General features: G+C 73.2%; 14 protein-coding genes. 5 read left to right on the top strand and 9 right to left on the bottom strand.

Annotated elements, in window-relative coordinates; translation table 11 throughout:
• The first annotated feature begins 223 nt into the window (after positions 1-223).
• A complete protein-coding gene (locus tag BX285_RS33770) occupies positions 224-1,222 on the top strand; it encodes a chitinase (RefSeq protein WP_121179384.1) in 999 nt (332 codons plus the stop codon).
• Between the two features lie 20 nt (positions 1,223-1,242).
• On the opposite strand, the gene BX285_RS33775 is transcribed toward BX285_RS33770, so the two are convergent.
• The 4 genes from BX285_RS33775 to BX285_RS33790 form a co-directional block, all read right to left on the bottom strand.
• Positions 1,243-2,058 (bottom strand): SDR family oxidoreductase, encoded by an 816-nt coding sequence (locus BX285_RS33775; RefSeq protein ID WP_121179385.1) that lies wholly within the window; start codon positions 2,056-2,058, stop codon positions 1,243-1,245.
• Positions 2,059-2,448: 390 nt separating this feature from the next.
• Positions 2,449-3,465, bottom strand: a complete 1,017-nt coding sequence (locus BX285_RS33780; RefSeq protein ID WP_097241092.1) for a MerR family transcriptional regulator — start codon at positions 3,463-3,465, stop codon at positions 2,449-2,451.
• A gap of 3 nt (positions 3,466-3,468) precedes the next feature.
• On the bottom strand, positions 3,469-4,182 hold the full coding sequence (locus BX285_RS33785) for a HEAT repeat domain-containing protein (protein WP_183107325.1): 714 nt from the start codon (positions 4,180-4,182) through the stop codon (positions 3,469-3,471).
• Positions 4,183-4,261: 79 nt separating this feature from the next.
• Entirely contained in the window at positions 4,262-5,779 is a 1,518-nt protein-coding gene (locus BX285_RS33790) for an MFS transporter (protein WP_220784016.1), read from the bottom strand.
• Positions 5,780-6,027: 248 nt separating this feature from the next.
• On the opposite strand from BX285_RS33790, the gene BX285_RS33795 reads away from it, so the two are divergent.
• The gene (locus tag BX285_RS33795; RefSeq protein ID WP_097241090.1) at positions 6,028-6,666 is read left to right on the top strand and encodes an ATP-dependent Clp protease proteolytic subunit; all 639 of its coding nucleotides are present in this window, start codon (positions 6,028-6,030) and stop codon (positions 6,664-6,666) included.
• 1 nt (position 6,667) lies between these two features.
• Positions 6,668-7,270 (top strand): ClpP family protease, encoded by a 603-nt coding sequence (locus BX285_RS33800; protein WP_121179387.1) that lies wholly within the window; start codon positions 6,668-6,670, stop codon positions 7,268-7,270.
• A 90-nt stretch (positions 7,271-7,360) separates the two neighbouring features.
• Here the strand turns inward: BX285_RS33800 and BX285_RS39390 are convergent, their stop codons facing one another.
• The 3 genes from BX285_RS39390 to BX285_RS33815 form a co-directional block, all read right to left on the bottom strand.
• Positions 7,361-7,876, bottom strand: a complete 516-nt coding sequence (locus BX285_RS39390; protein WP_121179388.1) for a RodZ family helix-turn-helix domain-containing protein — start codon at positions 7,874-7,876, stop codon at positions 7,361-7,363.
• 113 nt (positions 7,877-7,989) lie between these two features.
• A complete protein-coding gene (locus BX285_RS33810; protein WP_121179389.1) occupies positions 7,990-8,649 on the bottom strand; it encodes a nucleotidyltransferase domain-containing protein in 660 nt (219 codons plus the stop codon).
• 100 nt (positions 8,650-8,749) lie between these two features.
• A complete protein-coding gene (locus BX285_RS33815; protein WP_259470953.1) occupies positions 8,750-9,022 on the bottom strand; it encodes a MarR family winged helix-turn-helix transcriptional regulator in 273 nt (90 codons plus the stop codon).
• Positions 9,023-9,043: 21 nt separating this feature from the next.
• Here BX285_RS33815 and BX285_RS33820 point away from each other — a divergent pair, with 21 nt between their 5' ends.
• Positions 9,044-9,307 carry a hypothetical protein gene (locus BX285_RS33820; RefSeq protein WP_183107358.1) on the top strand — a complete coding sequence of 88 codons (264 nt, stop codon included), beginning with the start codon at positions 9,044-9,046 and terminating at the stop codon, positions 9,305-9,307.
• Positions 9,308-9,374: 67 nt separating this feature from the next.
• Here the strand turns inward: BX285_RS33820 and BX285_RS33825 are convergent, their stop codons facing one another.
• Positions 9,375-9,833: a MarR family winged helix-turn-helix transcriptional regulator gene (locus BX285_RS33825; RefSeq protein WP_121179390.1), complete on the bottom strand. Its 459-nt coding sequence runs from the start codon at positions 9,831-9,833 to the stop codon at positions 9,375-9,377.
• 136 nt (positions 9,834-9,969) lie between these two features.
• Between BX285_RS33825 and BX285_RS33830 the strand changes: the two genes are divergently transcribed.
• Entirely contained in the window at positions 9,970-11,241 is a 1,272-nt protein-coding gene (locus tag BX285_RS33830; RefSeq protein ID WP_121179391.1) for an alpha/beta hydrolase, read from the top strand.
• A gap of 75 nt (positions 11,242-11,316) precedes the next feature.
• Here BX285_RS33830 and BX285_RS33835 read toward each other — a convergent pair whose 3' ends face one another.
• Positions 11,317-13,362 carry an AAA family ATPase gene (locus tag BX285_RS33835; RefSeq protein WP_259470982.1) on the bottom strand — a complete coding sequence of 682 codons (2,046 nt, stop codon included), beginning with the start codon at positions 13,360-13,362 and terminating at the stop codon, positions 11,317-11,319.
• Positions 13,363-13,421 lie beyond the last annotated feature (59 nt).

Below are 13,421 nucleotides of genomic sequence, written 5' to 3' on the forward strand. Positions count from 1 at the left end.
AAACTTTCCTAACGAAAGCCATTGACCCCGGGGCCCGGGTGCCCCGATTCTGTGAGACACCCGCTGTGGGGCGTCGCGCTCCGTTCCGGGATTGCTCCGCCGCCCTGAACTGCCGTCACCGTTCTGCTGGTTCGCCCGGATCAACCGGAATCAACCGGATCAACCGGTTCGCCTGGATCAACCGGTTCGCCTGGATCGACTGGATCGACGAAAGTGAGTTGGCATGCGCAAGACCATCGGAGTCCGTCTCACCGCCCCGCTGCTGGCTGCCGCGCTCGGCCCGGCCGCGCTGCTGCTGGCCCCCGCGGCCACCGCCTCCGCTTCGGCGGCGGCCGTGCCCGGTATGGCCGCCGCGCCGTACGAGTACCTGGGCTGGGGAAGCCCGCAGAAGCCGACCGATGTGATGAAGGCGGCCGGGGTCAGGTGGTTCACCCTGGCGTTCGTCCTCTCCGACGGCGGGTGCAACCCGAAGTGGGACGGCAGCCGGGCGCTCACCGGGGGCTCCGACGAGGCGGCGATCAAGTCGATCCGGGCGGCCGGCGGTGACGTCGTGGTCTCGGTCGGCGGGTGGAGCGGCAACAAGCTCGGCGAGAAGTGTTCCAGTGCCGGCGCGCTGGCCGGCGCGTACCAGAAGGTGATCGACGCCTACGGGCTGAAGGCGCTCGACATCGACATCGAGAACACCGAGTTCGGCAACGCGACGGTCCGTCAGCGGGTCGTCGACGCACTGAAGATCGTCAAGACCAAGAACCCCGGCATCGTCACCTACGTCACCATGGGCACCACCCCGACCGGCCCGGACGCCACCGGCAAGGACCTGATCAAGCGCGGCGCGGCCGCCGGCCTGGCCAACGACGGCTGGGTGGTGATGCCGTTCGACTTCGGCGGCCACAGCGGCAGCATGGGGCAGGCGACGGTCGGGGCGCTGGAGGGCCTGAAGGCGGCGGTCAAGAGCGCGTACGGCTACGGCGACGACGCGGCGTACCGGCACATCGGCGTCTCCTCGATGAACGGCAGGACCGACGAGGCCGGGGAGACCGTCACCACCGGCGACTTCCGCACCATCCTCGGGTACGCGCAGCAGCACCACCTCGCCCGCTTCGCCTACTGGGCCGTCAACCGGGACCGCGCCTGCGGCTCCGGCACGGACGCCGACGCCTGCAGCGGAGTCGCCCAGTCCCCGTACGAGTTCACCAGGATCGTCGTCCAGTACCAGGGCTGAGGTCGCCGTGGCTGAACCCCTCAGAGGGCGTCGATCAGGCCGCCGTCGATGACGAAGTCCGCGCCGGTGATGTTGCCGGAGCGGGGGCCGGCGAGGAACAGCACGAGGTCGGCGACCTCGGCCGGCGTGGTGAAGCGGCCCGTCACGGCCTGGGCCTGCGCCATCCTGGCGACCTCGGCCGGGTCGACGCCGAGGCTCTGGCCGACGGTCGCGGCCACGCCCTCCGCGCCCTTCCACAGCGCGGTCTCCACCGGGCCGGGGCTCACACAGTTGACGCGGACGCCCTGCGGTCCGACCTGCTTGGACAGGGCCTTGCAGAAGTTGCTGAGGGCCCCCTTCGCTGCGCTGTAGTCGAGGACCAGCGGGTCGGGCAGCCGCGCGTTGACGGAGGAGACGGTGACGATCCTGCCGTCGCCGCCGGCGGTCAGGTGCGGCAGCGCGGCACGGGTGGCCCGTACCGCCGCCAGGAAGTTGATGGTGAGCGTCCACTCCCAGTCCGCGTCGGTGATGGCGGCGAAGCCGTCGAGGCGGGGCCGCACCGCGCCCACGTTGTTCACCAGGACGTCGACGCCGCCGTGCGCGGCGACCGCGGCGGCGACCAGTTCGGCGGGGCCCCCGGGCGTGGCGAGGTCGACCTCCACGACGGTGAGATCGGCGCCCCGCCGGACCAGCCCGTCCAGCGCCTCGCTGCGCCGCCGGCTTCCGGCGACCACTCGGGCTCCGGCGGCGAGGAACCCTTCGGTGACGGCGAGTCCGATGCCGCGGCCGGCACCGGTGACCACGACGCGCTGTCCCGCGAGTCCCAGGTCGAAGGGGGTCGCGCTCGGAACGGACATGACGGTGCCTCCCGGTCGAGGGGGTGGAGTTGCCCACATCCTCCGGTCGGCCGACCGCCCGCCGCCCCCGAACCGGGGACGACACCCGGGCGCCAGGGCGGATTCGCCTGTCCGGTCCATCGGAGCGGACTCGCAGCGCTGGAATCCCGGTCGCCGACCCGCGGGTAGACCACTGGTGATCCACACGATGCGGCTGCTGCCGGCCTGGGTGGTCAACCAGTCGCGGGCGCGCACCGGAGCGCGGTTCAATCGACCCGGCCTCAAGGCTCACGGTTCTCCGGCGCCGGCCGGACCTCGCGCTTCTCCCCACGTGACACGTGTGACACCTGTGACACCTGTGACACGTGGACGGATGCGCCCGAGCCGGCCGGGCCCGCTACCGCTCGGCCGCTACTGCGCGGCGCGCAGCGTGAGGACGTACGCCGCGGTGAGGGCGACGGCGCGGTCCTCGTCGTGGGAGAGGTCCGTGAGGGCGCGGGAGGCCGTGGCTCCGGGGATGTCGGCGAGCGCTTGGGCGAGCCAGCGGCGTGCGGACGGGCCGGCGGTGCCGTGGGCGAGGCAGTCGGCGAGCAGGGTGGCGATCGGCTCCGCCCGTGCGGGGTCGGCCGCCAGTGCGGCCAGCGCGTCGGCCGCGTCGGCGTCCTTGCGTTCCTCGACGATCATCTCGATGAGCGTCGGGACGGCGTCGGCCACCCCGCGCGCCGCGAGCGCCAGGGCCGCGTACTCGCGGACCACGACGTCCGGGTGCGCGAGGGAGTCCTGCAGCAGTGCGGTCGCCGCGTCGTCCTCGAACTCGGCGATCGACTGCACGGCGCGCTTGCGGACCTCGGCCTCGGGGGAGTCGAGGGCCTGTGCCAGCAGCGCCGCCGCGTCGCCTCCGGACTGGGCGAGCGCCCAGCGCAGGGCCCCGGAGACGACCGGGTCCGACTCGCCCAGGACGGCCTCGGCCAGTGCCTCCACCGGCACCGCGGCCCCGTCGGCCGCCCCGTCGGCGGCGGACAGGGCCGCGCGCTGCCGGGCCCCCGGGCTCTTCGACTCCAGGGCCTGGAGGAGCGCGACGATCCGCAGCACGTCCTCCCAGCCGGCCGGCCCGGCGGCGCCGATCCGGCGCAGCCGGGTGAGCAGTTCGGTCTCCGCGGCGATGCGCTCCAGCGTCCGGTCGATGAGCTCGTCCACGAGCCCCGAGGGCGTGAAGCCGGGGTCGTCCAGCGCCCGCCCGACGTCGCCCAGCGACAGGCCCAGCGACCGCAGGCTCTCGATGTGGAAGATCCGCCGGATGTTCTCCTCGGAGTACTCCCGGTAGCCGGTGCCGGTCCGGCCCGAGGGCCGCACCAGCCCGAGCGATTCGTAGTGCCTGAGCATGCGGGCACTGACCCCGGACCGCTGCGCCACCTCGCCGATCAACACTGCCTACCGCCCCTCCTGGTCGTCCGGGCCGAGGACCGCGATGCGCTTCGCCTCCTCGACTGCGAACTCGAATCCGGCATCCGGGTCGCGCCACAGCCGTTCGGTGGCGATCGCGTGCGCGCGCACCCGCAGGTCGGGGTCCGCCGTCGCGGTGCCCAGCACCGGCACCACCGCCTCCCCGAGCGAGATCAGTGCCCGGCTGAGGCTCAACTGCGTCTCGCGACCGCCGCGTCCGAGCTGCGTCGCCAACAGTACGGCCAAGCCGTGCACCGCCCCGTCGGGGACGAGCACGACCGCCGCCCGCCAGGCGCTGCGGGCCACCTCCTCGTCGGCGTCGGCCAGCAGGGCCGGCGTGACCGCGGGCCACGCCCGCCGGTCGCCGATCTTGGAGAGCGTGTGCAGCGCCTGGCTCCGGGCCTGCGCACGCTCCGCGCGGACCTCGTCGAGCAGCGGCGGCACCGTCAGCGCCGCCGGGTGGCGGGTGAGCGCCCAGGTGAGCATCTCGCGGACGTGGAAGTCGGGTTCGACCGCGCACCGCCCGACGAGCGGGCGCACCGACGCGGGGTCCGGGTTCGTGCCGACTGCCAGCGCCGCCTTCAGCCGCACCGACGGGTCGTCGTGCCCCAGCGCCCGAATCGCCCCCGTCGTGCCCGTCCTGGCGTCCGTGCTTGCGGTCGCGTCCGTGCCTGTGCTCGTGCCATCTGCCGACCTGGTCATGGGGACCACCTCCTCGGCCACAGTGAAGGGCTTGTCACCGTGTCAAGGTCAAACGGATCCGGGTCGGGCGCCGGGAGTGCTACGCCTCGCGGCGGTCGATCTGGTCCTCCCGGACCAGCCAGAGCGCGAGGCCCGCGCCGACCAGGCTGACCAACCCGCCGAGCAGCAGCACGATGTTGAGCCCGTCGAGGAAGCCCGCCCGGGCTGCAGCCTCGGCTGCCTCGCGGGCCGGTGCGGGGAGTGCCTGCAGGGCCTGCGGGAGGCTGCCGGAGGAGGCGGCCTCGATCAGTTCGCGCGGGTGGGGGCCCTCCGCGATCGGGGTGCCGGCGGCCAGTTCGCGCACCTTGTGGGAGCCCCGGCCGACGAAGATCGCGCCCCAGACGGCGATGCCCACCGCGATGCCGACCTGCCGGAAGGTGTCGTTGATGCCGGCCGCCATGCCGCTCTTCTCCTTGGGCACCACGCTCACCGCGACGTCGGCGATCACCGGGTTGATCAGGCCGACGCCCGCGCCGCCGACCAGGAAGCCGGCCAGCAGCCCGGTCCAGGTGTCCTCGGGCTGGATGTCGCCCATCAACAGCAGGCCCGCGCCGACCGCGACCAGGCCGACGCAGAGCATCAGCCGGGCCGGCACCCGGGAGAGCAGCGCCCCGGCCACCGGCGCCACGACGAAGCTGAGCACGGTGATCGGCAGGTAGCGCACGCCGGCCGCGAACGGGGACAGCCCGAGGTAGTTCTGCAGGTACAGCGTCAGGTAGAGGAAGAGGGCGAACAGCGAGCTGGAGACGGCGAACGCGGCCAGCTGCACCCCGGTGAAGGCGTGCCGGCGGAACAGCCCGAGCGGCAGCATCGGCTCGGGGACGCGCCGTTCGACCAGCACGAAGACGACGAGCAGGGCGCCCGCGGCGACGAACAGACCCACGATCAGCGCGCTGCCCCAGCCCTCGGTGTTGCCCCGCACCAGCGCGAGGACGAGCAGGAAGAGGCCGCTGCTGAAGGCTGCGACCCCGGCCCAGTCGATCCGGGTGGCGTTCGGGTCGCGGCTCTCCGCCAGCTTGAGGAGGGTGACGGCCAGGGCCGCGGCGCCGATCGGCACGTTGAGGTAGAAGATCCACTCCCAGCCGAGCGAACTGGTCAGCGCCCCGCCCACCAGCGGCCCGACCGCGACGGCCACCCCGATCGTCGCCCCGTAGACGCCCATCGCCGTGCCGCGCTCGCGGCCGGGCGGGAACTCCTGGGCGACCAGGGCCAGCGAGACGGCGAACATCACCGCGCCGCCGACGCCCTGCACCGCGCGGGACACGTTGAGGAACACCGGGTTCGGCGCCAGCGCGCAGAGCAGCGAGGCACCGGAGAAGATCACCAGCCCGGCGGCGAAGGTCCGGCGCCTCCCGAGCCGGTCGGCCAGCGAACCGGCCGTCAGCACCAGGGTGGCGAGCGAGAGGGCGTAGGCGTCGAACACCCACTGCAGGTCGGTGAAGCTCGCCCCCAGGTCCTTGCGGATGGAGGGCAGGGCGACGTTGACCACCGTGATGTCGAGCAGCAGCATGAACGTCGCGACCGAGACGGCGAGGAGCGTCCACCACTTGCGTTGCACGGCTGCCGGTCTCCTTCGACGGAGGGGTGGTTCCGCCGACCGCTGTTCGGGTGGCGATGGCGCCGACCGTACGCACAGCCCCCGCCCGAACGCGGGCCGACGCGGCCGGACGCGCCCGGGGGTAGCCCCGTCCGGGCTCTGCCCGTGGCGAATCTGCGGCGGGCAGAGATACCGCATCGGCGGGCCCCGCCGGGTCGAGAGTGGAGGGCGAGGGCACACCCGCCTCCCGGCCTCGACAAGGAGACCCGATGACTCCGTTCACCACGCTCGCGCCCCGCGCGGAGGAGGGCGACACGGCGCCCAGCCGCTTCGACGACCACCTCGCCGCGCAGCTGCTCGCCCGGCGGATCGTCCTGCTCGGCACGCAGGTCGACGACGTGTCGGCCAACCGCGTGTGCGCGCAGCTGCTGCTGCTGTCCGTGGAGGACCCGCGCAGCGACATCAGCCTGTACATCAACAGCCCCGGCGGGTCGGTCACCGCGGGCCTCGCCATCTACGACACCATGCGGCTCATCCCGAACGACGTCTCGACCCTGGCGATGGGCTTCGCCGCCAGCATGGGCCAGTTCCTGCTCACGGTCGGGGCGCCCGGCAAGCGGTTCGCGCTGCCGAACGCGCGGATCATGATGCACCAGCCCTCGGCGGGCATCGGCGGCTCCGCCGCGGACATCGAGATCCAGGCGGAGAACCTGCAGTTCACCAAGAAGTCCATCGAGCGGATCACCGCCGAGCACACCGGGCAGAGCGAGGAGACCATCGCGCGCGACGGCGACCGGGACCGCTGGTTCACGGCCGAACAGGCCAGGGAGTACGGCATCGTGGACCGCGTCGTGGAGTCGCTCACCGACATCCGCCCGGCCGCCTCGCACCGACGGATGGGGCTCTGACATGGCGTCGTACCCGATTCCCTACGTCGTGGAGCGGACCGCGCAGGGCGAGCGCTCCTTCGACGTCTTCAGCCGGCTGCTGAACGAGCGGATCATCTTCCTCGGCACCGAGATCGACGACGGGGTCGCCAACGTGGTCATCGCGCAACTCCTGCACCTGGAGTCGGCGAGCCCGGAGCAGGAGATCGCGATCTACCTCAACTCGCCCGGCGGATCGTTCACTTCACTGATGGCGATCTACGACACGATGACCTTCGTGCAGGCGCCGATCTCCACGTTCTGCGTCGGCCAGGCGGCGTCCACGGCGGCCGTGCTGCTGGCCGGGGGAGACCCCGGGCGGCGCTTCGTCCTCCAGCACGCCCGGGTGCTGCTCGGCCAGCCCGCCAGCGGCGGCCGGCAGGGGACGGTCTCCGATCTCAGCCTCGCCGCCAAGGAGATGGTCCGCATCCGCTCGCAGGTGGAGGACGTGCTGGCCCGGCACACCGGCCACGACACGGCGACGCTGCGCGCGGACATGGACCGGGACAAGGTGTTCACCGCCGAGGAGGCCGTCGCCTACGGGCTCGCCGACGAGGTGCTGAGCCGCCGGCTCCCGTTCGGGTAACCGCCGCTCGCCGGGCGGTCGGAACGGCTGTGGGCACGGCGGTGCACCACGGCCGTTCCGACCATCGGCCCGCTCGGTTCGCTCGTTCGCTCAGGCGACGAGGCAGAGGCCGTCGTTCTGCGCCGTGGAGGACGGCCGGCCCCGGACGGCGGTGCTCACGCTGCTCGCACGAGCGACCCGCCTGCGGGCGGTGTGTCGGGCCAGGTCGTCCTGGGCGAGCGAGAGTAGGTCCCCGAGGCCGAGCCCGAGGGCCCGGGCGGCGGCCGCGAGCACCTCGGAGGAGGCCTCCTTGCGCCCGCGCTCCAGCTCCGACAGGTACGGCATCGAGATCCGCGCCGCCTCCGCGACGTCCTTCAACGTCCGTTCCTGCGCGAGCCGTTCGCGCCGCAGCACCCCGCCGACGAGGTCGCGCCACAGCGGCTCCCTGGCCGGCTCGGGCGCCGGTGCCGGCGGGGCGCCCGCCGGTCGCAGCGGTGGCCGGGCCGGGCCGCCGGATGCCGGGCCACCGGAAGCAGGGACGCCGGAAGCAGGGCCGCCGGACGCGGGCGGCGAGGCCTGCGGGCGCAGGGGAATGACGCGGGCTTCGTTCGGCGCTTGAGTGCTCACCCCTTCAGCCTAGGGATTCAGGGCGTTGGGGGAAGGCATCGGCGTTCTGCCCTGGGTGAAGCCGCGCGTCGGCAGTGCGTCAGCAGCCGTTCCCCAGGAGCCGTTCCCCGAGCTCAGTCCGCCTCCGCCGCCTCCGCTGCTGCCAGCGCCGCCAGCCAGGGATGGCCGGGGTGCACGAGCTCCAGCCACCCGCCGAGGGCGTCCCGCCGGGCCCGGTTCAGCAGCGGCAGCACACCTTCGAAGTCCGCCACGTCCTTGGGCCGGGTCGCCTTCGCCTTGAACAACAGCACCAACTCCGGTCGCAGGTACGGGATTCCGTCCGCGGTGTGCTCGATGATCTCCTCGTACGGCAGCCGCACGCGCTCGTCCCGCCGGCAGATCCACGTCCCGCCCTCGTGCGGCTCACGGAAGACGTCGAACAGGAACCGGTCGCTCGCCGGATCACGAGCCCAGGTCTGGTGCACGGCCGCCAGCGCCTCGGCTTCCGCCGCGGGCCAGACCTGCCCCCAGCCCACCGCGTCGAAGACGTACTCGGGGAAGTGCTCCCGGACCTCCGGGAACCGCGCCGCCGGCACCGCGATCTCCAGGTCCTCGTGCGGCCGCGACTGCCTCCCCCGGAACAGGTCCAGCGCCCATCCCCCTGCGACGCACCAGGTCACCCCGACCCCGACCAGCCGCTCGGCCACCTGCTCAGGCCGCCAGGCCTGCGCCCACCGGGCGTCCAGTTCGTCCTCGTCGAACACCACACCGCCGGGTGGGAGGGATTCCGTCATGGCCCCAACGTAATGCCGAAGCGCGCCCGTTGTGGGATCCCGGGGATGCTTCGCCGACACGCAGCAACCAACCCGTCCTCCGGGAAGGCCGCCGGACGGCTCAGTGCGGGGCGGCCCGGTCCGCTCGCCGGTGGCGGAGGGCATCCTGGGCGTCGACGTACTTGAGCAGGAGGCGGGCGAAGTCCAGTCGTTCGCGCTCGGTCCAGTCGGCGGTGACGAACTCGAAGGCCGAGCGCTGGTGGCGGCGGAAGCGGGCCATCAGTTCGCGGCCCTCGGGGCTGAGGTGCAGGACCGTGCGGCGGCCGTCCTGCTGGGAGGCCGCGCGGATCAGGTAGCCGGCCGAGATGCAGTCGGAGACCGTGCGGCTGGCCACCGACGGGTCCACACCGAGGTGTTGACGGTCCTGGCCGCCAACGCCGATGGCGCTGCCCTGGCCGACGCCATCGGGACGGTCGTCGCCGACGGCTGGGTCGCCCGCCCGGAGCCGGGCCGCCTCGCCCTGACCGGCGTCGGCCACGCCCGTCTCGCCGAAGTCGCCGAAGGGGTCGGCACCTTCCGCGAGCTGTCGACGGCGGGCATCTCGCCCGAGGAGTACCGGACTGCCGTCACCGTCCTGGAGCGGATGACCCACAACCTGGAGGGCCGAGCGGGACGGTGACCCACCGGGGGTCGCCCGGCCCTGACCGAGGGCGTCGGGGCGTGAGCGTGGGCCCGGCGGGGCGCGGTCACAGCTGGTCGTAGACGGCGGCCAGTTGCCGGAGTACGTCGGTCGCGATGTCCAGGCGGGCGGCGTCGTGGTGGGCGAGGGCGGCGTCGAGGGCCTGGGTCAGGACGGCGTGGCGTTCGTGGTGGCGGCGCCGGCCCGCGTCGGTGAGGGTGACCAGGACCGACCGCTTGTCGCCCGTGGGGCGTTCGCGGGTGACGTAGCCGGCGGCGACGAGGCCGTTGACCAGTTGGGTGGTGGCGGCGCCGGTGGTCTCGGTGGCGGCGGCCAGTTGGCCGATCGACAGCGGGCCCGTCTCGACCAGGACGCGCAGTGCGCGCGCGTGGGTGAGGGAGAGTGCGCCGGGGGTGCGGGTGGCGCGGCCGCGCAGGCGGGAGTCGGCGGCGCTGAGGCTGTAGGCGGCGCGGGTGAGGTCGTCGAGGGCGTGGTCGCGGGTGCGGGCGGGCTGCGGCTCGGGCACGGGGCGGTCTCCGTGGGGTGGGCGGATCGGCGGTGGGTTGACAGCAGCTTAGCCTAAGTACTTAATGAATAAGTACTTAGGCAATTGCGTGGCGGACGCCGTGCGGCCGAGCACCCATCGAGAGAGGACTTCCGTCATGACCGTTCGTTCGACCGGCCAGAGCTGGGCCCTGGACATCGCCCTCGCCCAGGGCGGCTTCGACGCCCTGCACCCCCAGGCCAAGGGCACCCTGGAGCAACTCGGCCACGACCACACCGACTTCGACAAGGTCTTCGAGCTGGTGAGGAGCGGCGCGATGCTCCCCAAGGCCTGGGCCACCGTGGCCGGGCAGGCCGAGGAGCGCGCCGCCCACCACGAGCGGGGCGGCTTCGCCCAGACCGCCGCCGACCTGTACCTGCGCGCCGCGGTGATGTGGGGCCGCGCCCAGTACTCCGTCTTCGACGCCGCCGACCCGCGCAAGCGCGCCTTCCGCGAGCACGCCGACCACTGCGTGGAGCGCCTGGGCGCGCTGCGCGACAACCGGGTCCGCCGGGTCGTCCTGGACTTCGAGGGCCACCGGATCTTCGGCCTGCTGCACCTGCCGGCCGGCGAGGTGCGGAACGCCCCCGCGGTGATCCTCGGACCGGGGATGGACATGATCAAGGAGGACTACATCTGGGCGGCCGAGCGCTACTACACCTCGCGCGGGATCGTCGCCCTCTCCATCGAGGGCCCCGGCCAGGGCGAGAGCCGGGCCGGCGGGCTCACCGTCGACCTCACCAACTACGAGCGGGCGATCGGCCGTTACATCGACCACCTGGCCTCGCTGCCGGAGGTCGACCCGGCCCGGATCGGCATGTTCGGCATCTCGATGAGCGGCTACTGGGGCTCGCGCGCCGCGGCCACCGACCGCCGGCTCGCCGCGCTGGCCGCCTTCGAGGCGGTCACCGGCGACTTCCGGACGATCTTCGAACGGGCCCAGCCGACCTTCAAGAACAACTACATGTTCATGGCCGGCTACACCGACGAGGACGCCTTCGACCGCGAGCTGGCCGACCACATGCCGCTCGGCGACCTCGTCCGGGAGATCACCTGCCCGGTTCTCTACGGCATCGGCGAGTTCGACGAACTCACGCAGCTGGAGCAGGCCCTGGCCAACTACGAGCTGATCCGCGCGCCCAAGGAGATCCGCGTCTACGAGAACGAGTTCCACCCGCTGGGCGGGGCCGCCGCCGAGGTGTTCCGCTTCGGTGCCGAGTGGATCGAGCGCGCCCTGAGCGGCGCGTTCCGCGAGCCCGGCCGCGACGTGCGCCACTACGTGCACCGCGACGGCCGCACCACCGACGGCACCGCCGACCCCGCCTGGTGGCTCGGCACCGTCCCCGCCGGGGTCGCGGAGGCCCGGATCGCCGGGGCCCGTCAGGCCTGACGCCGGCCTGACGCCGGCCTGACGCCGGCCTGACGTCGGACAGGCGTCGGACCGGCGTCGAATGCCGGTCCGTCGTCAGGCCGGCCGGGCGGTGATCGTGCACAGGCGCTTGGTGGCCCTGGTCAGGGCCACGTACAGGTCCCTCTCCCCGCCGGGGCGGGCCCTGATGATCTCCTCGGGGTTCAGGACGACGACCCCGTCGAACTCCAGGCCGCGGGCTTCCGACGCCGGCACGATGCGCGCGTGCTCGGCGATGCCCCGGGCCGTCAGCTCGCCCACCCTGCCGTCCGCGCAGACCACTCCCAGGAGCTCGCCCGGGTGCGCGCTGCGCTGGGCGCGGAGTTCCTCGACGACGGCGGCGACCAGCCCCTCCGGAGGCGGGGTCACGGTGCGCGGGCTCTCGCCGCTGCGCAGTGACCGGGTGGGCTTCTGGTCCGGAGCGATCCGCGCGAGCAGGCCCCGGACGTTCTCCAGGATCTCCTGCGTGGTGCGGTAGCTGACCGTCAGGTCGTGCAGGTGGAACCGCGGTCCGACGTGGGGGCCCAGCGCCTCCTTCCAGTCGCGTGCGGTCGCCACCGGACCCGCCTGGGCGAAGTCGCCCACCAGCGTCATCGCCCGCGCCGGGCAGCGGCGGACGATCATCCGCCACTGCATGGCGGTCAGTTCCTGGGCCTCGTCGACGACGACGTGCCCGTACGTCCGCTCCGGCGGGCCGTCGACCAGGCTCGCCGCCTCGTCCAGCAACGGCACGTCGGCATCGGTCCACGGGTCGTCCGGACCGCGCAGCAGCAGGGAGCGCTCCTGCGCGGTCAGGCCGGGCAGGTGCTCGGCGAGCGCATCGGCGTCCGTCAGGAGCGCGTTCACGAGGTCACCGGGTGCCAGCCGCGGCCACAGCACCTCGACGGCCCGGTCGACGCCGGCGTCGTCCAGGAGCTCGGACCGGACGGCGTCCAGGTCCAGCTCGTGGGCCGGACCGGGGTCGGCCGCGCCCTCGGTACGGCGCTGGGCGGCTCCCGTGAACCGGTCGAGGTCCAGGCCCGTCATCCTGGCGGTGTCGGCGTCGATCTGCTCCAGGACGTCGCCCACGTCCCGTTGCATCGCGTCGGCGACGGCATCGACCAGGAGCTCCCGGAACACCTGGCGCGCGGGGTTGTGCCCCGGTACGGCTGCCACGGCGGCGTCGCGTGCGGTGGCGACCTCCTCGCCGGACAGGTGGACCAGGTCCCGTCCGACCCGCACGGTGAAGTCGCCGACGGGGGCCTGGTGGACGCGCAGCAGGCCGGCCAGGGCGTCGGCGAGGGCGGAGCTGCCCTTGAGCCGCGCCGTGTCGAACGGGGCCACCGTGTCCGGCGCTTCCAGCGTGTCCGTGGACACTCCGGCCAGTTCCCGGCAGGTCGCCAGCACGACGTCGTTCTCCCCGAGGGAGGGAAGGACCTGCGAGATGTAGTCGAGGAACCGGGCGTTCGGGCCCACCACCAGGACGCCCTCCTCCGCGGCGCGCGGGAACGCGTACAGGACGTAGGCCGCCCGGTGCAGGGCGACCACCGTCTTTCCGGTGCCGGGCCCGCCCTGCACCACGGTCACCCCGCGGTGGGCGGAGCGGACGATCTCGTCCTGTTCGGCCTGCAGCGTCGCGACGGCCGCGTGCATCCTGCCCGTGCGCCGGGCCGACAGGGCCTCGGCCAACGGGCCGTCCCCCACGACGTCCTCGTCGGTCGGGGCGGTCCCGTCCAGCAGTTCGTCGCTCACCGAGACGACCGTGCGCTCCTCCAGGCGCAGGTGCCGGCGCCGCCGCAGGCCCATCGGGTGGACGGGCGTCGCCTCGTAGAAGGGCCGCGCCGCGTTCGCGCGCCAGTCCACGAGCAGCGGCAGGTCATCCTCCTCCGTGTGCAGCCCGATCCGCCCGATGCGCAGGGCCGTGCCGTCCGTCCAGTCGATGCGCCCGAATACCAGCCCCTTTTCCGCGCCCTCCAGCCGGCCGATTTCCTTGGCCAGCCGGTCGGCGGCGATTTCCCGCTCGTGTGCCTCTCCGGCGCTGTCCGCCGGGGCCTTCAACAAACTCGCCCGGTGTGCCCGCGCCTCGGAAAGCCGCTCGGTGAGCACCTCATAAAGGGAGGACACATAATCCCGCTCCGAGTCAACTGCGCGCACGGCGGAATCATTCGTTTTCGACAACAGGG

It is taken from the genome of Streptomyces sp. 1114.5 (genome assembly GCF_003635085.1).
Lineage (GTDB): Bacteria > Actinomycetota > Actinomycetes > Streptomycetales > Streptomycetaceae > Kitasatospora.